We start from the raw sequence: 24,703 nt of genomic DNA, 5'->3' as shown, positions 1-24,703 counted from the left end.
GCTACCATGCCACGCCGATCCCGTCGCCCGGGTACCAGTGGTTGGCCGGGCTCTCCCGGTAGGCGAGGAACCGCCGGCCGGTGCGTTCGGCGTGTTCGGCGAGCACGTTGGTGCTGGTGACGTTGTCGGTGAGCAGGATCGCGCCGGGGGCGAGCTTGGGCTCCACGGCGTCGAACTCACGCTTCTCGTGGGCGCGGCTGTGGTCGCTGTCGTGCAGGAACAGGTCGACCGGGCGGTCCAGCGCGCCGATCGAGGCGATCGAGTCGCCGATCACCAGGTCGACGACCTCCGACCACGGCGCGACCCGGGCGAGGTAGCCCGCCTCGGGGTTGATGTCCAGGGAGGTGACACGGCCCGGGTGCCCCTCCTGGGCGTTTCGCAGCAGGGCGGACGCCAGGACGACGCTGCCGAGTCCCTTGTCGACACCGGTCTCGACGACGTGGGTGGGGCGGGTGGCACGGACGATGGCGTACCAACCGATCCGCCGGGCGTAGCGGATCTCCTTGTCGGCGAGGCCGCGCCGGTCGGAGGCGGCGATCGCTGCCAGGAGGTGCTGGCGCAGTCCGTCGTCCGACTCGATCTCGCCGAGGTACGCCCGTACCTGTTTGACCGGGATGTCGCAGACCACGCTGACGAACCAGGCGAGGTGGTTGCGGCTCAACGAGGTGAGGTCGTACGTGTAGTTGTGGTGCTCGCGGGAGGTCAGCAGCCAGCGCGCCGAGCGGCGCAGCACCTTCGCGTCGTGCCGCGCGACAGTGCGAAGCCTCTTGGGAAAGGCGGCAATCGGGGCGAGTGGGGTACGCGCGACGGCCCGTCGGAGCTTGATTCGATCCACGGGTGCCGTTGTAGCAGGGTTCGGGCGGCAGCGGGAGGGTCATCGCGAAAGCCGATGGCTACGGTGTTCCCGCCCACCGTCGGGGCAGCAGAATAGGGCCTGGGAAGCGCTCCCGGGCCGGCGTTACCGGCAGTCCGTCCGGACGCAGGGCCGGGTTCGCCGCACCGGTCGGCAGGCACACGATGCCCGAAAGGACGAGGGTGCACGACAGGCACCCGCAATCAGTAGCATCGCCGGCATGTCTGGTGCTCAGCGGTACACCGATGCCGACACCGAATTCTTCGATCCACACGCAGCCGATCCGCACGAGGATGTCCCGGCCGGAGGCAAGCGGCGACGTCGTGGCCCTCGCTGGCGTCGTGTCCTTGTCATCTGCCTGGTAGTCGCGGCGATCCTGGGCGGCGGCGGCATGATCGGTGGCGCCCTCTATCTCCGCTCTGTCGAGAAGGACATCGACCGGGTGGATGCCTTCGCCGACGTTCCCGAGGAGGGGCGTCCGCAGGCGGTGGCCAACGGCGCTATGAACATCCTGATCCTGGGAAGCGATTCCCGCGACCCGGAGAGCACGGGCGGCTCGCGCACGGACACCATCATCGTCGCGCACATCCCGAAGGACCGGTCCAGCGCGCAACTCGTCTCGATCCCTCGGGACACCTGGGTGAACGTGCCGAAGGCGAAGAACGGGGGGCACGGCGGCCGCGACGCGAAGATCAACGCAGCGTACGCCTGGGGTGGCATTCCGCTGATGGTGCAAACAGTCGAATCGTTCACCACGGTGCGAATCGACCACGTCATGATCGTCGACTTCGCCGGCTTCAAGGAAATCATCGACGCCCTGGACGGCGTCGACATCAACGCGGAGAAGTCGTTCACGTCGATCCACCCGCCGTTCCGCAAGTTCGAGCAAGGAGTGCAGCGGATGGACGGTGAGACGGCCCTGGACTACTCCCGCCAGCGCAAACAGTTCGCCGACGGCGACTTCGCCCGCATCCGTCACCAGCAGCAGGTCATCAAGGCCATCCTCGACAAGGCCGTGTCCGGCGGCATCGTCACCAATCCCGGGCGGCTCAACTCCTTCGTCAAGGCGACCTCGAGCGCCGTGGCGGTGGACGAGAAGATGTCCCTCGTCAGCATGGCGACAGACCTGCGGAGCCTCCGCGGCCGTAATCTCACCTTCGTCACCAGCCCGACGAAGGGCACCGGTCGAGTGGGCAGCGAGAGCGTCGTCTTCGCGAACACCGAGAAGGCAAAGACCTTCTACGATGCCGTGCGCCGGGACTCCGTCGACGAGATTCTCGCCAGCGCCAAGTAACACCTGGGCCGGTGGCTGTTGCCGGCCGCCGCCTTGTCCTGAGTTACGGACCGGCCAGGTCAGCCGGTCCTCACGGGGAGGTCCACAATGTCCAATCAGCCCGCCATGTGGCATCGGCCGGTACCGGCCGATGACCGCGACGGCAACGCCACCGATGCCCAGGGCGACGGTGAGGGGGACGACGAGGGGAGCCGCGGCGGGAGTCGCCCTCCCGCCTACCAGTTCCCCGGTTACCAGCCCGCCGGCTACCAGCCTTCCGGCTACCAGACCCCGGCCGTCCCGTCGCCCGCCGACCGGCGCTCGGCCTCGCCAGCACCGGCACCTGCGCCTGCGCCTGCGCCTGAGAAGCACGAGTCTCGCGCCGGCCTGGACACGACAGCTGTCCTGCCCTACGCCGGTTCGCGCGCCTCGACAAGGACCCGGTGGCTGCGGGCCTGGATGATGACCGCGCCGGTCGACGTCCTGGCACTGCTGACGCCGTTGCTTGTCACTCAGCAGTACTGGCGCGGCACCCTGGCCATGACGGTCCTGACCGTGATCGTCTTCGCCAGCGGCGGCCTCTACCGGGCACGACGGCACGTGAGCTTCCTCGACGAGGTGCCGAGCCTCTGCGGGCGTCTGTTGGCCGCGGCGTCCGCGGTCGCCATCGTCGCGGCGATGCGCCACGAATCCGCCGAGTACGTCTTCGGTTTCACCCGCGGTGTCGCCGCGTCGGCAGGGCTGGTCATCCTCGGGCGGGCTGTCACCCGCGAATTCGCCATCGTCGCTCGCAAGCGCCGGTGGGTCGAGCACAACACCATCATCGTCGGCAGTGGCCCCACCGCCGTGGAACTCGCCCGGCTCCTGCGCCGCTACCCCCAGTACGGCCTGCGCTTCGTGGGTTGTGTCGACACCCCGGACGGCCCGTCGGCGCTGCCGCTGATCGGATCCCTCGACGACCTCGACAGCCTCGTACGGCTGCGCGAGTGCGACGTGGTGATCGTCGCGGACGCGAACTGCTCCGAGACCTCTCTCATGGAGATCCTGGCCCGGCCACGGACGGCAGAGTGCGACCTGTGGGCAGCCACCCCCCTCTGGGGGTCCCGTTCGCACGGCGACCACATCGGCGCGGTCCCGGTCGTCAGCATCGGCGACATCACCCTCTCCGGCCCGCAGTCCGCACTCAAGCGCGCGTCGGACATCGCCTTCGCCTCGGTGGCGCTGCTCCTGCTGAGCCCGGTGCTCCTCATCTGCGCGGTCGCCACGCTCATCGACGGCGGCCCCGGCATCTTCTTCTACCAGGAGCGCATCGGTCGGCACGGCCGACCTTTCAACATCATCAAGTTCCGGTCCATGCGCCCCGTCGACGAGCACGAGTCGCAGACCAACTGGTCCATCGCCAACGACCGTCGGGTGGGGCCGATCGGTCGGATCATGCGAAGGACCTCCCTCGACGAGCTCCCGCAACTCTGGAACATCCTCCGTGGCGACATGAGCGTGGTCGGTCCCCGGCCCGAGCGGCCCTACTTCGTCGAGAAGTTCTCGGCCGAATACCCCCAGTACGCGATGCGCCACCGCGTCCCGGTCGGGCTCACCGGCTTGGCGCAGGTCAGCGGGTTGCGCGGCGACACCCCGATCTCCGACCGGGCCCGCTTCGACAACTTCTACATCGAGAACTGGTCCCTCTGGCTCGACGTCAAGGTGGTGCTCCGTACGGTGACCGAGGTGTTCCGCGCCGGCGGCCGCTGATCCGCCAACGCACCGGCACACCGCCGGGTACGGCTACGGCCGTACCCGGCGGCGGTGTGCCGGTCGTACCCCCAACGCATGGAGAACGCAATGCCGAACGTATCCGTCGTGATCCCCACCACGGGCCGCCCCAGCATCGCCGACGCGGTGCTCTCCGCCCGATCCCAGCAGGGCACATCCGTACACATCGTGGTCGTCTGTGACACCCCGGAGGTGCCGCAGACGGTGCGAAACCTGGGGCAGCACATCGACCGGGTGGTCTGCACCGGCGGCGGCCGACGCGGGTCGTACGCCCGCAACCTCGGAGTCACCCACGCCATCCCAGGCAGCCACGTCGCGTTCCTCGACGACGACGACACCTGGCTGCCGACCAAACTGGCGGCACAGGTGCCCGCGCTCGAGCGGGTCGCGGCGGCCGGGTTCCGCCCCGTCGTGTCATCCCGGATCCTGCAACGCAAGGACGGCGCCGAGCCGCTGCCGACACCGGCCCCCGCCGAGGTGATCCCCGACGGCATGCTGCCGGAGGACTACCTGTTCCGCCGCCGTCACCTCGGCATCGGCCGGCAGTCACTGCCCACGTCGACGCTCCTGACCACGTACGAGTTGGCGACCGAGTGCCGCTGGGACGAGACGCTCCCCCGACACCAGGACTGGGACTGGCTGGTCCGGGTCGCCCGGCTGCCCCGGGTGAAGATCGTCCAGGTAAAGGAGGCGACGGCGATCTACACGGTGGGCAGCCCCGGGTCGATCTCGGCCGGCGCCGACTGGCGTACCTCGTGGCACTGGGCCCAGCGTTGGGAGGGAGTGTGGGCACCGGGGACCTTCTCGGACTTCATCGCGGCCCAGACCCTCCGCTACGCTCTCCAGGCCCGAGACCGCGAGGGCGTGCGGGAGATGGTGCGGGCGATCCGCCGCAACTCGCCTCCGTCGGCCCGGAACGCGGTGCTGGCGGCGCTCGGGCTGGTACCCCGATCGACCCTGGAACGGGTCGCCATGCGCAAGTCGAAGGCCACCAGCAGCCCCACTCGACCGCTTGAGACCGAACGGCCACACTGATGCGTCTGCACTTCGTACTGCCGCAGCTCGAGCCGTACTACGGCATGGAGCGCGCCGCAGTCCTGGTGATGCGTGGGCTCGCCCGTCACGGCGTGGAGGTGTCCGCGACCGTTCTGTCCCGGGGAGTTCCGCACGGGCTCGACGATCTCAACGTCGACACCCTGGACCTCGGGTCGCGGCTCACCCGGCTGGTGGAAGCTGTACCCCCGCTGCGCCGCCGGCTGCGGAGCCTCCCCCCGGACGTGGAGGTCGTCGCCAGCGGGTTGTGGGGCAGCGTGCCCGTCGGGGCGGCTCTGGCTGGCTCATCTCGGACCTTCATCGCCTGGGAGCACTCGCTGCTGCCCGAGCGAATGCGGGCCGACCGTCGGGTGCGGATGCTCGCCCGCGCGTCCGGGTTCGGTGCCCTCCGGCCACGGCTCGTCGTGGCGGTGTCCGACGGCGTCGCCCGGACGGTGCGCAATCTGCACTCGGGGTCGCGCGTCGTCACGATCCCCAACCCGGTGCCGACCGCGCCGTTCGTCCCGCCCCGGCCGGTCGCCGACCCGGCACGGGTCCGGCTGGTCACCACGGGCGCGCTCCGCCCGCTGAAGAACCACCTGTGCGCGATCGACGCGCTCGCGGAACTGCCCACCGCCTACCACCTGACGCTTGCCGGAGACGGCGAGGAGCGGACACTGCTGGAGACCCGGGCGCGCGAGCGCGGCCTGGCGGATCGGGTGACCTTCCTCGGCCGGATCCCCGACGTCCGCGGGCTCCTGGCCGACGCCGACCTGCTCGTCCACCCGTCGCTGGCGGAGACCTTCGGTTTCAGCCTCGTGGAGGCCGCCGAAGTGGGACTCCCCGTCGCCGCGATGCCCGTGTCGGCCGTCGACGAGATGGTGCCGGACCTGGTGCCCGGCGTGCTGACGACGGCCCCGACCTCGACCGCCCTCGCCGAGGCGATCAGGCATCTGACGGGTGTCGGCCGGCCCGGGCCCGTCGAGTTCGAGAAGGCCTGGCACGCCCGCTCTGTCGCCTTCGATCCGGCCCGGATCAGCCGACAGTGGGTGGAGGCGGTACGACGATGACCCTCGCCCAAGGAGCAGTCGACCTCGTGGGCGAGCCGGACCGCAGCGCTTCACCACGTCATCGGGCACCCCGCCGAGGTGACGCCTTCCTGCGCAAGTCCGGCAGATTCTTCGTGGGAACCCTGCTGCGGACCCTCGCCCAGGGAGCACTCTTCGTGCTGCTGGCGCGGGAGATGCCCATCGACACGTACGGCCTCTTCGTCGGCATCACGGCCTTGGTGGCGGTCATCTCGCCGTTCGCGTCGGCCGGAGCACCGAGCCTGATCTTCCAGAGCCATGCCGACGCGCCCGCCGAGTGGGCCCGGCACCTGGCCCGAGGGCTGCTGCTGTCGGTGGTTTTCGGTGCTGGTGCAACAGTGCTGGTCGCTGCGGCGGGCGCGCTGATCTGGGGTGCCCAGGCGAGCCTGATCGACCTCTTCTGTCTGGCCTTCGCCGATCTGGTGGCCTGGCGCCTCATCGAGGCGGTGGCCGCCTCCGTCCAGGCCCGGGGCCGGATCCTGCTCGCCTCCGTCATTCCCGCATTGCTGCAGGTCTCCCGGTTGGTCGGGGTCATCGTGCTGGCCGCGGCAGCCGGCCCGGTCACCCTGCACGCCTGGGCCGTGACCTCGGTGCTGCTGTCGACGGTGGTGTGCGTGGCAGTGGTTCTGGGTGGCCTACGCGGGTCAGGTCGGACTCCGCTGGAAGTCCGGGGATCGTTGGCGCAGGCGCGGACCGGCATGCTGTTCGCAGTGGGTCTGTCCGCTCAGACCGTGTACAACGATCTCGACAAGGTGATGCTCTCCAAGCTGGGGACCACGGAGAGCGCGGCCATCTACGCCGCGGCGTACCGCGTCGTCGACTTCGCGTACACGCCCGCCCGGTCGATGGCGGCGGTCGCGTATCCCAACTTCTTCGAGGCCGGGCGTAACGGCCCTCGAGCCGCACTGCGGCTCACACGCAAGCTGCTGCCGCGCTACCTGGCGTTCAGCGTGCCGGCATCCCTTCTTCTCGTCGCGTTCGCCTGGATGATGCCAGTGGTCTTCGGCCCCGAATACGAGGCCGCCACCCTTGCCCTGCAGGGCCTGAGCGCACTGCTGGTACTGAAGGCGATCCACTACCTCGCCGCCGATACCCTGTCCGGTGCCCGGATGCAGGGACGCCGGACGGTGGCCCAGATTGCGGTCGGCGTGGTAAACGCCGGCCTGAACGTCTGGCTGATTCCGGCGTACGGGTGGCAGGGTGCGGTCGTGTCGAGTCTGGTGTGCGACGCTCTGCTCGCCGTCCTGCTGTGGGGGTGCCTCGTCGCTGCCCTGCGACGCGACCCGCCCCACGAAGCCGATGCTGAGGCGGCATCGGCAGCTGACCGAGAAAGGGTCTGACGTGACCACCATCTTCGGTGTCCTGCTGACCGTCGGTGGCGTCGCGGTAGCCCTGTGGTTGGTCCGAGTCCCGCGGAACATCGCCGCCGCCTTCGGCGACCGTGCGACAGCTGTCGTTCTGATCGGGTTCGCCGTGCTCACCAACGCGGCGCCCGCGCTCGTCGGCGACAAGAGCTCGGCGCTGATCGGCGTGTTGCTGATCGCTCTGCTGGCCTGGCTGGTGCTCTCCGGCCGTGCGGTTCTGCGCGGCCCTTCCGACGTGTGGCTGCGGATCTCGATCGCGATGGCCGGCGCGCTGCTGGCCTGGTCCACCGGCGTCGACGCCCTCACCGGGAGCGGGTTCTACGGTTCGCGGTTGCCGGCCTACGCGGCGGCCGCGCTCGTGCTGCTCGCCGTCTGGTTGATGGCTGCCCGCACCGCCGTGAGTGTCCGGGCGGTGGCCTACACCGGGCTGGCGGTCCTGGCGCTGCTGACCATCCCGACCGCCCTGTATGAGCAGTCGTGGCGAGCCTGCACCGGCGGGCAGTTGGAGAAGTGTTCGCTGGCCGGGGCACTGTTCAAAAGTTTCTACGACTCTGAGAACTACGTTGCCATGATCGCCTCGTTCACGGCGGTGGCGGCGGTCTCCGGCCTGCGTCGCTGGGAGCGGTGGTCCGCTGTGGCGTTCTGCCTGCTGATCATCATTGCCACCGGATCCCGCACCAGTTTCCTGGCCCTCGCAGCGGTAGGCGGATGGTTGCTCGGCGCTTCGCTCCTCGAGCGGCGGCGAGCGTACGCGCAGATCAACTTCGCGTTCTGCGTTGCCTTGGTCGTCGGCGCCGTGGGAGCGGCCACCTACCTGACCTGGAGCGCGTCCAAGACCACTCTGAGCAACCGTGGCAACATCTGGGTCCACGTTCGCGATTACATCGCAGGGTCGGAGGTTACCGGCGTCGGGGTCTCGAAGTGGTACTACCTCCGGGACATCGGCGATGCGCCTCATCACTTCTTCCACTCCGGCTACGTCTTGGCCATCTTCTCCGGGGGCTTCGTCGCGCTGACATTGTGGGGCCTCTGGTTGGCTGCGTTGCTGCACCGACCAGTCGTCGACGGACGGGCCTTCTCCGCAAAGACCCCGCTCGTCCTCTTTGTCATCTACTCGTTCACCGAAGTCGTGTGGAACCCGCTGTCGGCTGACGGGCTGACCTGGATCGCCATGCTGCTGATGCTGACCGCTTCGGTGTCCGCATCCTCGGCCCGCACCTCGGTGCCGGGACCGGTGGACCTGGTAGACCGGCCAGGGCCGCTCACCAGCCTCAAGTGGCTGACGGGGCGGAATCATGCCGCTGCGGCACCACCGACCAGCCCCGGAACGTCCATGCCAGTTGGTGCGACGGTCGCCGTTTCCAGTTTCCGTCCGGATATTCAAGGGCTCCGGGCCTTCGCCGTCGTCGTAGTGATCGCCGACCACGTCTTCCACTGGCCGGCTGGCGGCTTCGTCGGAGTCGACGTCTTCTTTGTCATCTCTGGGTTTCTCATCAGCGGCCTGCTGCTGAAGGAACACCAGCGGACCGGCAGGATCTCCTTCACGGACTTCTATCGACGCCGGATCCGGCGGATCCTTCCGCTGGCGCTGCTGGTCCTTGTCACCACCTATCTCGCGGCGTCACTGCTGTTCATCGGCGAGCGCCTGCGCGCGACAGCCTGGGATGCCCTGGCCGCCGGCCTCTTCTCGGCCAACTGGCGCTTTGCCGCCGCCGGCACCGACTACTTCCAGGCGGACGGGCCGGTGTCGCCGCTACGGCACTACTGGTCGCTCTCGGTTGAGGAGCAGTTCTACTTCGTCTGGCCGGTCCTGATCACACTGGTTCTCGGCTTCGCCGCCCAACGGCTCCGCTGGACCGCACCGAAAGCACGGTGGGTGCTCGGCGGCATCATGACGGTGCTGGCCCTCGCCTCAGTCGCCTTCGGCCTGTGGCAGACCGGACATTCCCCGACCGACGCGTACTACTCGACCTTCTCCCGCGCCTGGGAACTGGCGGTGGGTGGGCTGATCGCGCTGACGGCACACCGATGGGCGGCCCTACCGGCCCGGGTCCGGCTCGCCATGCAGTGGGTCGGCCTCGGAGGTCTGATCGCCTCCCTCTTCCTCGTGGGCCCCCAGACACCATTCCCGGTCCCGGGTGCGGTGCTGCCGGTGCTCGCCGCGGTGTTGGTCGTGGCAGGTGGTGCCGGCGGCGCGCCGCGAATGTTTCCGCTCACGAATCCCGCGTCACGGTATGTCGGCGACATCTCCTACTCCCTCTACCTCTGGCACTTCCCACTGATCGTCCTGATCGGCGCGGTGCTGCCGGCAGAGAGCAGCAAGACGCAACTCGTCGTGCTTGCCGGCACCGCCTTGTTGTCCGTCGCCTCGTACCACCTCTTGGAGGACCCGATCCGGCGCTCCTCGTGGCTGGACAGCAAGCCGCGAGAATCGGGCCGCCCCCGCTCCCGGGTGCGCGGTCTCTTGTGGGGCGCACCGGTCGCGGCCCTCACCGCAGGCGTGGTCCTGGTCACCGTGGTCGCATTCGGCCCCGGATCCCGGCCGCCCGCACCGAACCCCGCCGCCTTCACGAGCGAGACCGCACTGGCCGCTGAGGTCAAGGAGGCGCTGCGGGCGAAAGAGTGGCCGCCAGTCACCCCCGCCCTGTCCGAGGTGGGTCGGCAGGGCTTCGCCCGGGAGGACTCCCAGGGTTGCGGACCGGCCACGCCGCGCGGCCGGGACTGTTCCGCTGTCAACGTCGATCCGCAACGCCTGGCAGTGGTGGTCGGCGACTCGACCGCCGTCGCGTGGCTGCCGGCCATCCGAGCTGCGCTGGAGCCGCAGGGCTGGACGGTCCACCCGATGACCTACGTCGGCTGCCCGCTGCTGTCGGCGACGACCGTCGCCGACGACGACAGCATCACCCGGGCCTGCCCGGCCCACAAGGAGATCGTGCGGTCGTTCATCGCCGACGTGAAGCCGGCGCTGGTCATCGTGACCAACACCTACGCACAGCGGCTGCAGGCAGAGGGCGGGAAGCCCTCGCTGCCCATCTGGGAGGCATCGGCCAGGACGGCGAGGGGGTGGCTCTCACCCGCCGGCGAGGTGGTTGCCCTTCAGCCCCCGCCTCCGGCGATGAACCCGACCGCTTGTGCCACCCGCTTCTCCAGCCCGAAGGACTGCGTGGCGAAGATTCCGGCGCTGTGGCAGTCGTACGCGGAGGCCGACGAACGCGTGTGGAGCGAAGCGGGATCCGCGTACGTGCCGACCCGGGGGTGGTTCTGCGCCCCTGACGACCGTTGTCCCGCGTTCGTGAACGGCGTGGTCGTACGGCGGGACGCGTCACACATCACCAGCGAGTACGCCCGCAGCGTCGCGCCTCTGTTGACGGCAGCTCTGCGGCCCTTGCTGGCCAAGGCGCTGACGACGCCCGCCGCCTTGCCCGGCGGCTAGGCATCACCGATCGGCAGGTCCTGGAAGGCCAGCAGGCCGGCCCCGAGACCAGTGACGATCCCCGGCGCGGTCCGGCCCACATAGCTGACGCCGCTCGTGGGGGACGCGGGGCCGGTAAGCGTCAGCTCCAACTGGCCACCGTCGCGGTACTCCACGCGGCTGACGGCAACCCCGCTGCGGGTGATTCGGAAGTCGGCCGCGGCCCCGGGGTTGACGGTGAGCCGGTCGTTGTCGCGGAGCTGAATGACGACTCGGGTACGGCCGTCGACGAATGTCGCCGACCGGGGGTTCGGCGCCGCCACCCCGGCGGCCGGACCCCCGTAAAGATCACGAGCCACCGTCGCAAAGACCTGGTCACCGAGTTCCCGGTAACCCTTCTCCCACGCGAAGTGGCAGTTCTGTCGGCCGGCAAGGCCGCTGGTGGACAGCACTGTCACCCCCAGCGTGTCCGCCATCCGCCGCTGGGCCTCTCGCAGCGGGCCAGGCGAGCTGTCATCGCAGGGTGACGTCCGTACCTGGAAGACGTAGTAGCGGCTGTCCGTGCCCAACTCGGCACGCCAGTTACGCAGCAGGTTCGTGAAACCGACCATGTGCCCGGCGGCGTCGTTTCGGTCAGCCTCGCCCTGGTACCAGAAGACCGCCCGGATCTGGCCGAACAGCCCTGCGGCAAGGAGACGCTGGCGCAGCCGACCGTAGTTGGTACGTACGTCCCCGGGGTCGACGTCGCTGCGTTGGAAGTACGACACCGTCTTTCCGGCGAAACCACCATTGAGGATGGCCACCGGCACCTGGTACGCGTCCACCAGCCGCCGTGCTGTCCGGATCCCCCACTGACCCACCGACCCAGGCTGCAGGATGATGTCGGAAACCGCGTAGTTCCAACTCCGCTCGGCCGCCGAGAAGCTCGGGTCCGGGGTCGGCGAACCGAAACTGCGAATGAACTCGTTTTCCTCGTCCCCCGACGATCCACGGTAGGCAGCCGCGACAGCGTTCGACTGGCCCTGGATCACGTACACGTCGCCGGCCACGACACCCTCCCACCGGGCGACGCGACGATGCACACCGTCGCCGAGCACATAGAGGTCGATCCGGTACGTACGCAGCGCTGCGGAGATCCGGTGGCGGAGTGAGAAAGCGCCACCGGGACGGATCACCGCACTCTCCTCCCAGGCTTCGGAGCCGCTGACGACCTTCATCCGCACTGCGGCGGCCTGCGCGTTCACGGCCCGCCCGGCCACCAGCACCGTCGCGCCGCCCGCTTCGTCCCGCTGGTACAACTGCCGGTCCGCAGGATGTTGATCGACGGCGAGGAGGGCTGGGCGGGCATACACGGTCAGGCGCCGCTGCCCGAGCGCACCTGCGTTGTCGGCGAAGGTCCAGTCGGAGCTGCCGGCCGGCGCCGATCCGATGCCGAGGGAGAGCGGCCGGCCCCGTTGGGTGAAGCCGTTGACGGCCAGGATCGTCTGTGGCACCTCGGCGGCTGGCCGGTTCGCGGCCACACGATGCACCTGGAATGAGCCATAGAAGTCGGCGATCTGGGGATCGTCGTCGGCGTCGTACTTCTGAGTCGACGCGGCGGGGATCTGGCGGGAGGCGATAGGACGATAGCTGTTGGGCCAGATCTCCAGATAGCCGGTGAGCCCGGTCCCGGTGGTAAGCCCGGGAACGTTCGTGGCGACTTCCAGGTCGGCGACGCGCTGCCGGACGATCGGGTCAGATCGGTCGGGCAGGCCCAGCCGGTTTACGTCGTCGGTGAAGGGTGCCATTGCCGTCCAGACCCACTGTCGGCCGGTTGGGCGGTCCAGTTCGAGGCAGTAGCCGACCCGGTCGAATCCGCCGGTGATGGTCGCGGATTTGTCGAAGACGGGGGCCGGGGGCCGACCGTCCCCCCGTTCGGGTAGGTCGACGGCACTAACTGGAACAAACCCGGCCATGCCGCCGGCATTGGCGGAGCAGGCGGTGTCGTCGACTGGCGTCACCGGTCGCTGCGCGTCGTCGAACTCCGGCGCCGACCAGGCGGCGGTGGGCCGGCCGCCGTGCGACGGTGGCCAGTCAACCGCGACGACGATTGCCACCAGCAACCCGACAACACCGGCAGCGACCCAGGCGAGGCGAGGCACCGACCAAAGACGGCCCAATGCGGGGATGGGACCGGGCAACCGTGGACCTCCTAGTAGCTGCCTCTACGACGCCCGAGGACGAGCACCACTAGCACCACAAGCCCGACGGCCAGGGCCCCACCGGCACCAGCGAGCAACGGCACCGCCCATGCGGGTCGGTCCGACGTGCCACCGTTCCGACCGCTCGCCATGGCGGCCTCGCGGTAGGACTGGGCAAGCAGATTGGCCGGCGACGATTTGGCCGCCTCGTCGAAGCGTGCCGCGGCTGTCGATTCGTCGCCGGCGAAGTACGCCTCCAGCCCGCTGCGATAGACCTTGTCGGCCGGGCCGAGATCGTTGCCGATCCCTGCGGCACCGAGCAGACCAACCATTGTGGAGACCGGCACGAGGATGCGGTTGGCCTTGTCCGTGCGCAGCAGGTCGGAATCCACCATGCCGATGACGCGTCCACTCGGGTCGATGGCTATGCCGCCCTTCGAGTAGGGCCCCAAGTCCTCGTTGACGCGGTAGACGGTCAGTGCCGAGCGATCGTCCACCCCGCTGACGGTCACCGTCTTGGTTTCCACTCTGTATTCGGCGGACCGGTAGGTGGTATCCGTGGTGTCGTAGCCGAGGAGCATGACGGAGGTGTCCGCGGCGACGACGGCAGACGGGTTCAGCTCAGCGGTCGGTAGATTCTCCTGTGCGAGCTTGACGAGTGTGAGGTTGCCCGCTTCGACGGGAAGCGTCCGCACCACCGCGCCACTCACCGCTGGGGCCGCCGTCACGTCACCCTTGGCGACATTGAGCTGTCCGTACAGCTTCAACTCGGGCTGATCGGCCGCGCCCTTGCCGGTGAATGCCGAGGTCTTCAGTCGGTCCCTGACGAAGGCATCCAGGTCCTTCGCGGCGAGTCGTCCCTCTGAAACCAGCACATTGGCCACGGTGTTCAGGGCACCGCCGAGCAGGATCTCGGGCGGCGGTTGCAGGCAGACCCCGTTACTGAGGACATAACCACCGTGGTTGATGACAAACCCGCTGCAGCGCCGGCTGACGGTGACCGGGCCCTCGCGCAGCAGCGCGTTGTCGGCCTTGTTTCGGAGGTACCCGGTGAAGACTGCTTCAAGGAACACCATGGACGGTCCAGCCACCGCCAACGCACGTTCCTCGGGGCTTCGCAGGGCGGCCTCCGCCCATGGTTTCAGGCCAGGAAGCGCCTTCGCCTCCCCTGGGAAGGCAGTGGACGTCACCGGGGGCGTGGGCACTGGATCTGCGGGGTCGCCGGACGTCACCGCCCAGATGCCGACTCCACCGCCCACAACCACAACCATGGCCAGCGCGGAGAGCGCGGCCCACAGCCCGGTGCGCCGCTTGGGTGGCGGGGACGGCTTGATCCGACGGACGGGCGCGGCGAACGGATCGTGCGTGGGCAGCTCGCTCTGCACGCCGGGTTGGACAACCGGCATCTGAACCGTGTGCGCGGAGGCCGTTTCGCCAGCGGGCGACGCCGGGGCGGCCGAGACGGGCTGGGTGGTCGAGTCGCCCGCCTGGCCAGGGATCGGGTTGCCGTGGATGGCCCACGGCGCTGGCGGGCCCCCGGAGACGGGCTGCGGCACGCCCGACACGGGCTGCGGCACGCCCGACACAGGCTGCGGCACACCCGACACAGGCTGCGGCACACCCGACACAGGCTGCGGTGCGACGTCAACCGCCTGGTACTCGACGCCGAGGGCCTGGAACAGTCGCGCCGCCCCAGGCCCAGCTTCAGCGGGGTACGCGACCCACGGGCTCGCCGCGGAGAAGTCCGCGTACGTGAACGCAGGGCCGTCGCTCGACTGGGCGAGAGCGTTCGCCACACTGACGAACGATTGTCGCCACTTGACGTCGGCGGCCACTGCGGCATCCAGCACCGCCACGGTAGCGAAACGGCCCTGCCCATCGATAGCGGCCCACGCCTTACCCACCGGCGATCCGCCCAACATGTGGGTAAACCGGTATGGGCCCTCCGGCTGCATTGGCACTCCTCCGCTCGACGCCCTGCGGATAGTACCGAGCGGCACACAACTTGCCACCCGCCGGTCGACGGAAGGAAAGATCAACCATCGTGCGGGTTGTCAGCGAGCCGATGCCGGTTCGCAGCCCTCCGAAGGGCCGCTCGCTCCCGCCGTCACCTCCTGCTGATCACGACGACCGGCTCCGGCCCGGCGGTGACCGGGCGCACCTGGTAGGCGGCCAGCGCGGCACGCCAGTCCGGCTCGCTCGGATGGGTAGAGGTCCGTACCAGCCACACCTGCGTTCCCGGTGGCCGCATCGATGCCTGCGTCAGGATCTCGTCCAGGGCCCGCTGGATGCTCCGCGCGCCGCCGGCCGGGTCGACCTGAGGAAGCACCACGTTCGGTCGGTTGGGCATGCCCACAGTGAAGCCCACGGTGCTGGCAACGGGCGCGACCAGTTCGAGCGGGTCGTCGGAGTAGAGCGCGAATCCGAACCAGGCCGGTCCGGCGACAACCACCATGTCGTTCGGGCCGGCGTGTGTGGCGACGTAGCGGGTGGCGGACCCAATGGTCGTCACCGCACTGTGGTTGCGCCAGAGGCCGGCCTCGTCGCCATCGAAGCGCCACCAACGCTGATTGGCGACCGCGTAGCTGGACAGCAGCAGCGCGCAGATCACGCTGGGGACAACGACCGGCCGACTACGACGGATCGCCATCGCGACCAGGTCAGCCAGTCCCGCGACGCCAACGCCGGCGACCACCGCGGTGAGCACGAGCAGGAAGTGCGACGTGCGAAGGTCGAGAAGGGGGTAGATCTGCGCGAGCCCCAGCCCGGTAGCCGCCACCGGTACCAGCAGGACGGCAACGCCTGTGCCAGGGCGTCCCTGACGCACCAGGGTCAGCACACCGAGCAGCAGCAGTGGGACGAGGACCCATCCGGGGACGCCCAGCAGGGGGAGCAGATTGCTGATCCGGGCCACGAGGTATCCGGGAAGCGAGGTGAGGGTCGGGAAGTAGGAGGTCCAGTAGCCGTGCATGGCGTCGTTGTCCGCGCGGACGGAGACACCGAAGTAGACGGCAGCCGCAAGCCCTCCAGCAGCGAGGCCGGCGACCGCTGTTCGAACAGTCCGCGACCGGTGTCGAGAGAGCACCGCAGCGGCGAATAGCAGGCCACCGAACACGCAGGGCGCGATGATCGCGGTCGTGTGGCTCAACAGCATCCCAACGAAGACCACCGCTACCACGACGGCGAGCCGCCATCGGGACCACGACTGCTCGGTCCAGGCGGCCAGGGCGAGCAGGCAGACCGCCACCGCAGCGTCAGCGGTGTACTGCTTCAGGTCGTGGCGGATCTGCTGGGCCGGCAGGAGCAGGACCACGAGCCCGGTCACAAGGCCGATGAGGACGCCATGAGCACGGTTCCGGCCAACAGCACGACCGAAGAAGTAGGCGGCGACAACGGTCAGCAGTTGGAAACCGAGGGGTACGACCCGGAGGTGGTCGATGTCCGGGACCAGCCGGAGCAGGAAACTCCACCCGATCGGGCTCGATGAGGTCGTCACCGGCAGATCGGCGAGGGGGAAACGGACCGAGAGCGCGACCCACGCCTCGTCACCCCAGTACTGGGCTGTCAGCCACGACCGGATGTCGTTGACGACGAAGAAGGCCCCGACGAGAGCGATGATCGGCAGCGCCTCGCCGACCGTCGCCCGGACGCGCCGGGCGGGTGCCGGCGGGGTGGCGCGAACGGGCGGGGCGTCCTCGACTGCGACCACGACGCTCCTTCTCGCTGGCGCGATGCTGCTCGCGCTGGACGCCCGCATGTTACGAGTCATGACGGCCGAACGGGGGGCGGGGGTGACCCGAGGTGGTTGTCTATGAAAGTTTCTATGCATAGAGTCAGCTCATGAATGAAGGAGCTGTCGCGGCACCCGCTGACCGGGTGCTCGACCTGTTCCAAGGGGTGCGGCTCACCCCTACCCAGCGCCGAATCGCGCACTGTCTGGTGCAGCACGCCCCCGGCGTGGCGTACCTGTCCGCCGCCGAGGTTGCCGAGCTGGCCGGCGTTAGTCAGCCGTCGGTCACCCGGTTCGCCGTCGCGCTCGGCCACGACGGCTACCCGGCGCTGCGCCGCCGGCTGCGCGACCTCACCGGCTCGACTCCGGGCGGATCGACGGACGCCGGCAACGAACTCCAGCAGGCGGTACGCGCGGAGATGGGCAACCTGGACCGACTGGCCGGTCAGCTCGCCGACCGGGACCGGATCGCCGAGACCGGGCGGTTGCTCGCCGAAAGTCGCCCACTGCCGGTGCTCGGCCTGCGCGCCGCCGCGCCGCTGGCCGCGTACTTCGCCTACTTCGCGGCGAAGGTGCACCCGGACGTACGGGTCCTCGACGACGGCGGCAGCCTGCTCACCGACCGCCTGGAGCAGGCTGCCGAGGCCGGGGCGTCCGCCGTCCTGGCCTTCGTGCTGCCCCGCTATCCCCGGGAAACCCTGGACGCGCTGCGCGACGCCCGCCACGCCGGGTTGACAGTGGTGGCGATCACCGACTCCCCGGTCAGCCCGGCCACCGAGCACGCCGACGTGGTGCTCGCCGCAGCAGTCGGCGCGCAGCTCGTCTTCGACCTGCACACCGCCCCGATGACCCTGGCCATGGTGCTGTTGCAGGCGATCTGCGACGCCACACCGGCCGACACCCAGCGCCGACTGGAGGCGTTCGAAGCCTCCGCGGCCCGCCGACAGTTGTTCCTCGGTTGACCGGAGGAGAACCAGAGATGACCCAGCCCATTCGTGCCGCACGGGGCAGCCAGCTCACCACCCGCGGGTGGCAGCAGGAGGGCGCCCTGCGGATGTTGATGAACAACCTCGACCCCGAGGTGGCCGAACGCCCCGACGACCTGGTGGTCTACGGCGGCACCGGCAAGGCGGCGCGGGACTGGCCGTCGTACCACGCGTTGGTCCGCACGCTGACCGACCTGCGCGAGGACGAGACGATGCTGGTGCAGTCGGGCCGCCCGGTCGGTGTCATGCGCACCCACGAGTGGGCGCCCCGGGTGCTGCTGGCCAACTCGAACCTGGTCGGCGACTGGGCGACCTGGCCGGAGTTCCGCCGCCTCGAACAGCTCGGCCTGACCATGTACGGGCAGATGACGGCCGGTTCGTGGATCTACATCGGCACCCAGGGCATCCTGCAGGGCACCTACGAGACGTTCGCGGCGGTGGCCGCCAAGAGGTTCGACAGCACCCTCGCCGGCACGCTGACGCTGACCGCTGGCTGCGGCGGAATGGGCGGCGCGCAGCCACTCGCGGTCACCATGAACGGCGGCGTCTGCCTGATCGTGGACGTGGACCGCACCCGGCTCGACCGTCGGGTGCACGACCGCTACCTGGATGAGGTCGCCGACTCCCTGGACGACGCGATCGCTCGGGTCCGCGCCGCGAAGCGGGAGCGCCGGGCCCTGAGCGTGGGCGTGGTCGGTAACGCCGCCGAGGTCTTCCCGGAGCTGCTGAACCGGGGCGTCGAGATCGACATCGTGACCGACCAGACCAGCGCGCACGACCCACTGGCGTACCTGCCGGTGGGGGTGGAGCTGGCCGAGGCCCGGGACTACGCCGCCGCGAAGCCGGCCGAGTTCACCGACCGGGCCCGCGCGTCGATGGCGAAGCACGTCGAGGCGATGGTCGGCTTCCTCGACGCCGGCGCCGAGGTGTTCGACTACGGCAACTCGATCCGGGGTGAGGCGCAGCTCGGCGGCTACCAGCGCGCCTTCGACTTCCCGGGCTTCGTTCCCGCGTACATCCGGCCGTTGTTCTGTGAGGGCAGGGGCCCGTTCCGGTGGGCGGCGCTCTCCGGTGACCCGGCCGACATCGCCGCCACCGACCGGGCCATCCTCGACCTGTTCCCGGAGAACGAGTCGCTGGCCCGCTGGATCAAGCTGGCCGGTGAGCGGGTCGCCTTCCAGGGCCTGCCGGCCCGGATCTGCTGGCTCGGTCAGGGCGAACGGGACAGGGCGGGCGTGCGGTTCAACGACATGGTCGCCTCCGGCGAACTCTCCGCCCCGGTGGTGATCGGCCGGGACCACCTGGACACCGGCAGCGTCGCGAGCCCGTACCGGGAGACCGAGGGGATGGCCGACGGCTCCGACGCCATCGCCGACTGGCCGCTGCTCAACGCCCTGGTCAACACGGCCAGCGGGGCGTCCTGGGTGTCCATTCACCACGGCGGCGGGGTGGGCATCGGCCGGTCGATCCACGCCGGGCAGGTGTGCGTGGCCGACGGCACCGCCCTCGCCGGTCAGAAAATCGAGCGGGTGCTCACCAACGACCCGGCGATGGGCGTCATCCGGCACGTCGACGCCGGCTACGAGAGCGCCCGCGAGGTCGCCGACCGCACCGGGGTCCGGGTCCCGATGACGGAGGGGGGACCCGCGTGAGCGCGAGGAGCGCAGCGCAGCGGAGCCCCGCAGTCGCGAACAACGGAGGTGCCGTGACCGACGACCTTTCCGCCCGGTTCCGGGCCCTGTGGGACGAGATCGCGCCGGTCGGGCGGAACGCCGACAGCGGCGGCTATCTGCGGTACGCGTTGACCGAGCCGGAGCGGGAGCTGCGCGCCTGGTTCCGGGCGCAGGCCGAACGCCGTGCCATGCCGGTCACCGGGGACGGCAACGGCAACCTCTTCGCCCACTGGGGTGACCCGGAGGCGTCCGACGCGGTGCTCACCGGCAGCCACTTCGACTCCGTGCCGCACGGCGGGGCGTACGACGGGCCGCTCGGCATCGTGAGCGCGTTCCTCGCCGTGGACGAGCTGCGCGCCGCGGGCGTCACCCCCGGCCGGCCGCTGGTCCTGGGTGCCTTCGTCGAGGAGGAGGGGGCGCGCTTCGGCGTACCGTGTCTGGGGTCGCGGCTGCTCACCGGGGCGCTGTCGGCCGAACGCGCTGCCGGCCTGCGCGACGCTGCCGGGGTGAGCTTCGCCGAGGCGCTCGGTGACCGGCCGGCGGGCGCCCGCCCGGAGTTGCTGGGCCGGTTCGGCGCCTTCGTGGAGTTGCACGTCGAACAGGGCCGCGCGCTCGTCGACACGGACGCGCCGGTCGCGGTGGCCAGCGCGATCTGGCCGCACGGCCGGTGGCGCTTCGACGTCGTCGGCGAGGGCAACCACGCGGGCACCACCCGGATGGCCGACCGCCGCGACCCGATGCTGACCTACGCGTTCACGGTGCTGGCGGCCAACAAGGAGGCCCGGCTGCGCGGCGCGCACGCCACGGTGGGCCGGGTCGCCGTCGAACCCAACGCCACAAACGCGATCCCGTCAAAGGTGACCGGCTGGCTGGACGCCCGTGCGGCCGACCCGGAGACGCTGACCGGGCTGGTCGACGCGGTACGCGGCAAGCTCGCCGAGCGGGCCCGCCGCGACGGTACGACGGTGACCGTCACCGAGGAGTCGGCCACCCCGGTGGTCGCCTTCGACGGCGGACTGGCCAAACGGCTGGCCACGCTGCTCGACGCACCGGTGCTGCCCACCGGGGCGGGGCACGACGCCGGGGTGCTCGCCGCGTACCTGCCCACCGCGATGCTCTTCGTGCGCAACCCGACCGGTGTCTCGCACTCCCCCGCCGAGGCCGCCACCGACGACGACTGCGCGGCCGGGGTCCGGGCGCTGGCCCGGGTGCTGGAGGAGCTGACATGCCGGTGACACCGAACCGCTGGCTCGCCGAGTACGCCTGGCTGCCCGAGCACGCCGAACCCACCCCCGACGTGCTGATCGAGGTCGAAGGCGGCCGCATCACCGCGGTGACGCCGCTGACCCCCGGCAGCAGGCCACCGGCCGGGGTCGAGGTGCACGCCGACGCGGTGCCGCTGCCCGGCCTCACAGTGCCCGGCCTCGCGAACGCGCACTCGCACGCCTTCCACCGGGCGCTGCGCGGGCGTACCCACGGTGGGCGGGGTGACTTCTGGACCTGGCGGGACCAGATGTACGCCGTCGCGGACCGGCTGGACCCGGAGACCTACCTCGCTCTGGCCCGGGCCGTCTACGCCGAGATGGCGCTCGCCGGGATCACCTGCGTGGGCGAGTTCCACTACCTGCACCACCGACCGGACGGCGGCGCCTACGACGACCCGAACGCGATGGGCGATGCGCTGGTCGAGGCCGCCGCGCACGCCGGGATCCGGCTCACAGTGCTGGACGCCTGCTACCTGACCTCCGGCGTGGACGGTCGGCCCCTCGCCGGGCCGCAACGCCGCTTCGGCGACGGCGACGCGGGCCGCTGGGCCGAGCGGGCCGCCGCGTTCCAGCCGTCGGACCCGCACGCCCGGGTCGGCGCGGCCGTGCACTCGGTACGGGCCGTCCCGGCCGATCAGTTGCGCACTGTCGCCGACTGGGCCCGGGAGCGGCAGGCGCCGCTGCACGTGCACCTCTCCGAGCAGCCCGCCGAGAACGACGAGTGCCGGGCCGTGCACGGGCGTACGCCCACCGCGCTGCTCGCCGAGCACGGCGTACTCGGGCCGCACACCACCGCCGTCCATGCCACGCACCCCACCAGCGCGGACCTGTCACTGCTCGCCGACAGCCGGACCGGGGTGTGCCTCTGCCCGACCACCGAGCGGGACCTCGCCGACGGCATCGGCCCGGCCCGCCGGATGGCCGACGCGGGCATCCGATTGAGCCTCGGCAGCGACAGCCACGCCGTGATCGACCTGTTCGAGGAGGCCCGGGCGGTCGAGCTGGACGAGCGGCTGCGTACCCGCCGGCGTGGTCACTTCGCGCCGCTCGACCTGCTGAACGCGGCCGGCGTCGCCGGGCACGCCGCGCTGGGCTGGGCCGACGCCGGGAGGATCGCGGTGGGCGCCCGAGCCGACCTGGTGACGGTACGCCTGGACAGCGCCCGCACCGCCGGAGTGCCGCCGGTGGGCGCGTTCTTCGCCGCCAGCGCGGCGGACGTCGAGCAGGTAGTGGTGGACGGCCGGGTGGTGGTGGCCGAGGGCCGACACCTGACCGTGGACGTGCCGGCCGAACTGTCGTCCGCGATCGAGGCGGTGACGCCCGCATGAGCGGCAGCCTGCTGGTCGACAACATCGGGGAGCTGGTCACCAACGGTGCCGGCGAGGGCCCGCTCGGCATCCGCCGCAACGCCGCAGTGCTGGTCGAGGAGGGCCGGGTGGTCTGGGTCGGGCCGTCCGCGTACGCGCCGGCCGCCGACCATCACGTCGACGCCGGCGGTGCCGCCGTGCTGCCGGGTTTCGTGGACAGCCACGCCCACCTGGTCTTCGCCGGGGATCGGGCCGCCGAGTTCGCCGCCCGGATGGCCGGTCAGCCCTACACCGGCGGCGGCATCCGGACCACTGTCGGCGCGACCCGGGCCGCCACCGACGACGAGCTGCGTGCCACAGTGCGCCGGCTGCGCGGGGAGGCGCTGCGCCAGGGCACCACGACCATGGAGATCAAGAGTGGGTACGGCCTGACCGTCGCCGACGAGGCCCGCTCGCTGCGGATCGCCGCCGAGACCAGCACCGAGACCACCTTCCTGGGCGCGCACGTGGTGCCCGCCGAGTACGCCGACCGCCCCGACGACTACGTGGGGTTGGTCTGCGGGCCGATGCTGGCCGCCGCCGCTCCGTACGCGAAGTGGATCGACGTGTTCTGCGAGCGGGGCGCCTTCGACGTGGACCACGCCCGCGCCATCCTGGCCTGCGGTCGGGCCGCCGGGCTGGGCGTACGGCTGCACGCCAACCAGCTCGGCCCCGGCCCCGGGGTGCAGTTGGGCGTGGAGCTGGACGCGGCCAGCGTCGACCACTGCACCCACCTCAGCGACGCCGACGTGGCCGCGCTGGCCGACACGGCCCACAGCGACGGGTCGGGCACCCGCACGGTGGCGACCCTGCTGCCCGGCGCTGAGTTCTCCACCCGCTCGCCGTACCCGGACGCCCGCCGGCTGCTCGACGCCGGTGTCACAGTGGCGCTGGCGACGGACTGCAACCCTGGCTCGTCGTACACCTCGTCGATGCCGTTCTGCGTGGCCCTCGCGGTCCGCGAGATGCGGATGACCCCGGCGGAGGCGGTCTGGGCCGCCACCGCCGGTGGCGCGCGGGCGCTGCGCCGCGACGACATCGGTGTCCTCACCCCCGGCGCGCGGGCCGACCTCGTCGTCCTCGACGCGCCGTCGTACCTGCACCTGGCCTACCGGCCCGGTGTCCCCCTGATCCGCCAGGTAATACGCAACGGAGCACTGCAATGACGCACGTGACCATCCAGCCCACCGGTATCACCGCCGACGACGTGCTCGCGGTGGCCCGCGGCACCGCCACTGTCGTCCTCGCCCCGGCCACCATCGACGCGATGGCGACCAGCCGGGCCATCGTGGACGGCATCGAGTCGTCGGGCCGTCCCGTCTACGGGGTCTCCACCGGGTTCGGCGCGTTGGCCAACACCTTCATCGCCCCGGAGCGGCGGGCCGAGCTGCAACACGCGCTGATCCGTTCACACGCCGCCGGGGTGGGCGCCCCGATGCCGCGCGAGGTGGTCCGGGCCATGATGCTGCTGCGGGTGCGGTCCCTCGCCCTGGGCCGTTCCGGGGTCCGGCCGCTGGTCGCGGAGGCCCTGGTCGACCTGCTCAACCACGACATCACCCCCTGGGTGCCGGAGCACGGCTCGCTCGGCGCCTCCGGTGACCTGGCGCCGCTGGCGCACTGCGCGCTGGTGCTGCTCGGCGAGGGCTGGGTGCTCGGGCCGGCCGGTGAGCGGCAGGACGCGGCCGACGCGTTGACCGCCGCCGGGCTCAAGCCGATCGAGCTGGCCGCCAAGGAGGGGCTGGCGCTGATCAACGGCACCGACGGCATGCTCGGCATGCTGCTGCTGGCCATCCACGACGCGGCGCACCTGTTCGCCATGGCCGACGTGACGGCAGCGCTGGCCATCGAGGCGATGCTCGGCTCGGAGCGGCCGTTCCTGCCCGAGCTGCACGCGATCCGGCCACACCCCGGTCAGGCGGCGTCGGCGGCGAACATCCACCGCCTGTTGCAGGACTCCCGGGTGATGGACTCGCACCGCGACGACCTGGCGCACGCCGTGCAGGACGCGTACTCGATGCGCTGCGCCCCGCAGGTGGCCGGCGCGGCCCGCGACACCCTGGACTTCGTCCGCACCGTCGCCGGCCGGGAGCTGGTGTCAGTGGTGGACAACCCGGTGGTGTTGCCGGACGGCCGGGTCGAGTCGACAGGTAACTTCCACGGCGCGCCGCTCGGCTTCGCCGCGGACTTCCTCGCCATCGCCGCCGCCGAGGTGGGCGCGATCGCCGAACGGCGGGTCGACCGGCTGCTCGACGTCACCCGCTCCCGGGAGCTGCCGGCGTTCCTCTCCCCCGACGCCGGGGTCAACTCCGGGCTGATGATCGCCCAGTACACGGCGGCCGGGATCGTCGCCGAGAACCGTCGACTGGCCGCCCCCGCCTCGGTGGACTCGCTGCCCACCAGCGGAATGCAGGAGGACCACGTCTCGATGGGCTGGGCGGCGGCCAAGAAGTTGCGTACCGTGCTGGACAACCTGACCAGCCTGCTCGCCGTGGAACTGCTGGCCGGCGTACGCGGCCTCCAGCTGCGCGCCCCGCTGGAGCCGTCCCCGGCCGGCCGGGCGGCCGTCGCCGCCCTCGGTGCGGCAGCCGGCGAGCCTGGCCCGGACGTGTTCCTCGCCCCGGTGATGGAGGCGGCCCGTGCCGTCGTCGCCGGGCCGGACTTGCGCGCCGCCATCGAACGGGAGGTTGGCCCGCTGGGCTAGTCTCCGGCGGGTCGCTGTCGTCCGCCGCGG

At 70.7% G+C, this 24,703-nt stretch carries 16 protein-coding genes; 12 read left to right on the top strand and 4 right to left on the bottom strand.

The window, feature by feature from the left end; genetic code table 11:
- Position 1: 1 nt before the first annotated feature.
- On the bottom strand, positions 2–835 hold the full coding sequence (locus MED15_RS16620) for an O-methyltransferase (protein WP_112725619.1): 834 nt from the start codon (positions 833–835) through the stop codon (positions 2–4).
- A 238-nt stretch (positions 836–1,073) separates the two neighbouring features.
- On the opposite strand from MED15_RS16620, the gene MED15_RS16615 reads away from it, so the two are divergent.
- From MED15_RS16615 to MED15_RS16590, 6 genes are all read left to right on the top strand, one after another.
- A complete protein-coding gene (locus MED15_RS16615) occupies positions 1,074–2,147 on the top strand; it encodes an LCP family protein (RefSeq protein WP_112582204.1) in 1,074 nt (357 codons plus the stop codon).
- Between the two features lie 87 nt (positions 2,148–2,234).
- Positions 2,235–3,875, top strand: a complete 1,641-nt coding sequence (locus MED15_RS16610) for a sugar transferase (protein ID WP_244220476.1) — start codon at positions 2,235–2,237, stop codon at positions 3,873–3,875.
- A 90-nt stretch (positions 3,876–3,965) separates the two neighbouring features.
- Complete coding sequence (locus MED15_RS16605; RefSeq protein ID WP_167457664.1) at positions 3,966–4,931, top strand: glycosyltransferase family 2 protein; 966 nt, start codon at positions 3,966–3,968, stop codon at positions 4,929–4,931.
- On the top strand, positions 4,931–5,998 hold the full coding sequence (locus MED15_RS16600; protein WP_112725623.1) for a glycosyltransferase: 1,068 nt from the start codon (positions 4,931–4,933) through the stop codon (positions 5,996–5,998). The genes MED15_RS16605 and MED15_RS16600 overlap by 1 nt, the downstream gene beginning before the upstream one ends.
- Positions 5,999–6,024: 26 nt before the next feature.
- Complete coding sequence (locus MED15_RS16595; protein WP_167457663.1) at positions 6,025–7,356, top strand: lipopolysaccharide biosynthesis protein; 1,332 nt, start codon at positions 6,025–6,027, stop codon at positions 7,354–7,356.
- A gap of 1 nt (position 7,357) precedes the next feature.
- Positions 7,358–10,813, top strand: a complete 3,456-nt coding sequence (locus tag MED15_RS16590) for an acyltransferase family protein (RefSeq protein WP_167457662.1) — start codon at positions 7,358–7,360, stop codon at positions 10,811–10,813.
- On the opposite strand, the gene MED15_RS16585 is transcribed toward MED15_RS16590, so the two are convergent.
- The 3 genes from MED15_RS16585 to MED15_RS16575 form a co-directional block, all read right to left on the bottom strand.
- On the bottom strand, positions 10,810–12,888 hold the full coding sequence (locus MED15_RS16585; protein WP_146754647.1) for a sialate O-acetylesterase: 2,079 nt from the start codon (positions 12,886–12,888) through the stop codon (positions 10,810–10,812). The genes MED15_RS16590 and MED15_RS16585 overlap by 4 nt on opposite strands.
- A gap of 95 nt (positions 12,889–12,983) precedes the next feature.
- Positions 12,984–14,927: a trypsin-like peptidase domain-containing protein gene (locus tag MED15_RS16580; protein ID WP_146754646.1), complete on the bottom strand. Its 1,944-nt coding sequence runs from the start codon at positions 14,925–14,927 to the stop codon at positions 12,984–12,986.
- A gap of 152 nt (positions 14,928–15,079) precedes the next feature.
- Positions 15,080–16,681 (bottom strand): hypothetical protein, encoded by a 1,602-nt coding sequence (locus tag MED15_RS16575; RefSeq protein ID WP_112736111.1) that lies wholly within the window; start codon positions 16,679–16,681, stop codon positions 15,080–15,082.
- 131 nt (positions 16,682–16,812) lie between these two features.
- On the opposite strand from MED15_RS16575, the gene MED15_RS16570 reads away from it, so the two are divergent.
- The 6 genes from MED15_RS16570 to hutH are packed head-to-tail and all read left to right on the top strand — an operon-like array spanning position 16,813 to position 24,673.
- Complete coding sequence (locus MED15_RS16570; protein ID WP_112582219.1) at positions 16,813–17,664, top strand: MurR/RpiR family transcriptional regulator; 852 nt, start codon at positions 16,813–16,815, stop codon at positions 17,662–17,664.
- A 17-nt stretch (positions 17,665–17,681) separates the two neighbouring features.
- Positions 17,682–19,340 (top strand): urocanate hydratase, encoded by a 1,659-nt coding sequence (hutU, locus tag MED15_RS16565; RefSeq protein ID WP_112582221.1) that lies wholly within the window; start codon positions 17,682–17,684, stop codon positions 19,338–19,340.
- 53 nt (positions 19,341–19,393) lie between these two features.
- Positions 19,394–20,596, top strand: a complete 1,203-nt coding sequence (locus MED15_RS16560) for an allantoate amidohydrolase (RefSeq protein WP_112736109.1) — start codon at positions 19,394–19,396, stop codon at positions 20,594–20,596.
- Positions 20,587–21,954, top strand: a complete 1,368-nt coding sequence (locus MED15_RS16555; protein WP_112736107.1) for a formimidoylglutamate deiminase — start codon at positions 20,587–20,589, stop codon at positions 21,952–21,954. The genes MED15_RS16560 and MED15_RS16555 overlap by 10 nt, the downstream gene beginning before the upstream one ends.
- Positions 21,951–23,138 (top strand): imidazolonepropionase, encoded by a 1,188-nt coding sequence (gene hutI / locus MED15_RS16550; protein ID WP_112582225.1) that lies wholly within the window; start codon positions 21,951–21,953, stop codon positions 23,136–23,138. Before MED15_RS16555 ends, hutI begins: the two co-directional genes overlap by 4 nt.
- A complete protein-coding gene (gene hutH / locus MED15_RS16545; protein ID WP_112736105.1) occupies positions 23,135–24,673 on the top strand; it encodes a histidine ammonia-lyase in 1,539 nt (512 codons plus the stop codon). The genes hutI and hutH overlap by 4 nt, the downstream gene beginning before the upstream one ends.
- Positions 24,674–24,703: the final 30 nt, after the last annotated feature.

It is taken from the genome of Micromonospora noduli (assembly GCF_003264475.1).
Classification (GTDB): domain Bacteria; phylum Actinomycetota; class Actinomycetes; order Mycobacteriales; family Micromonosporaceae; genus Micromonospora; species Micromonospora noduli.
The sequence above is the reverse complement of the archived record's forward strand: the minus strand, read 5'-3'. Positions and strand labels throughout refer to the sequence as shown.

Coding starts and splice junctions, on each gene's coding strand:
- MED15_RS16615 (WP_112582204.1), top strand. CDS start 1,074: ATGTCTGGTGCTCAGCGGTACACCGATGCCGACACCGAATTCTTCGAT.
- MED15_RS16610 (WP_244220476.1), top strand. CDS start 2,235: ATGTCCAATCAGCCCGCCATGTGGCATCGGCCGGTACCGGCCGATGAC.
- MED15_RS16605 (WP_167457664.1), top strand. CDS start 3,966: ATGCCGAACGTATCCGTCGTGATCCCCACCACGGGCCGCCCCAGCATC.
- MED15_RS16600 (WP_112725623.1), top strand. CDS start 4,931: ATGCGTCTGCACTTCGTACTGCCGCAGCTCGAGCCGTACTACGGCATG.
- MED15_RS16580 (WP_146754646.1), bottom strand. CDS start 14,927: ATGCAGCCGGAGGGCCCATACCGGTTTACCCACATGTTGGGCGGATCG.
- MED15_RS16570 (WP_112582219.1), top strand. CDS start 16,813: ATGAATGAAGGAGCTGTCGCGGCACCCGCTGACCGGGTGCTCGACCTG.
- hutU (WP_112582221.1), top strand. CDS start 17,682: ATGACCCAGCCCATTCGTGCCGCACGGGGCAGCCAGCTCACCACCCGC.
- MED15_RS16555 (WP_112736107.1), top strand. CDS start 20,587: ATGCCGGTGACACCGAACCGCTGGCTCGCCGAGTACGCCTGGCTGCCC.
- hutI (WP_112582225.1), top strand. CDS start 21,951: ATGAGCGGCAGCCTGCTGGTCGACAACATCGGGGAGCTGGTCACCAAC.
- hutH (WP_112736105.1), top strand. CDS start 23,135: ATGACGCACGTGACCATCCAGCCCACCGGTATCACCGCCGACGACGTG.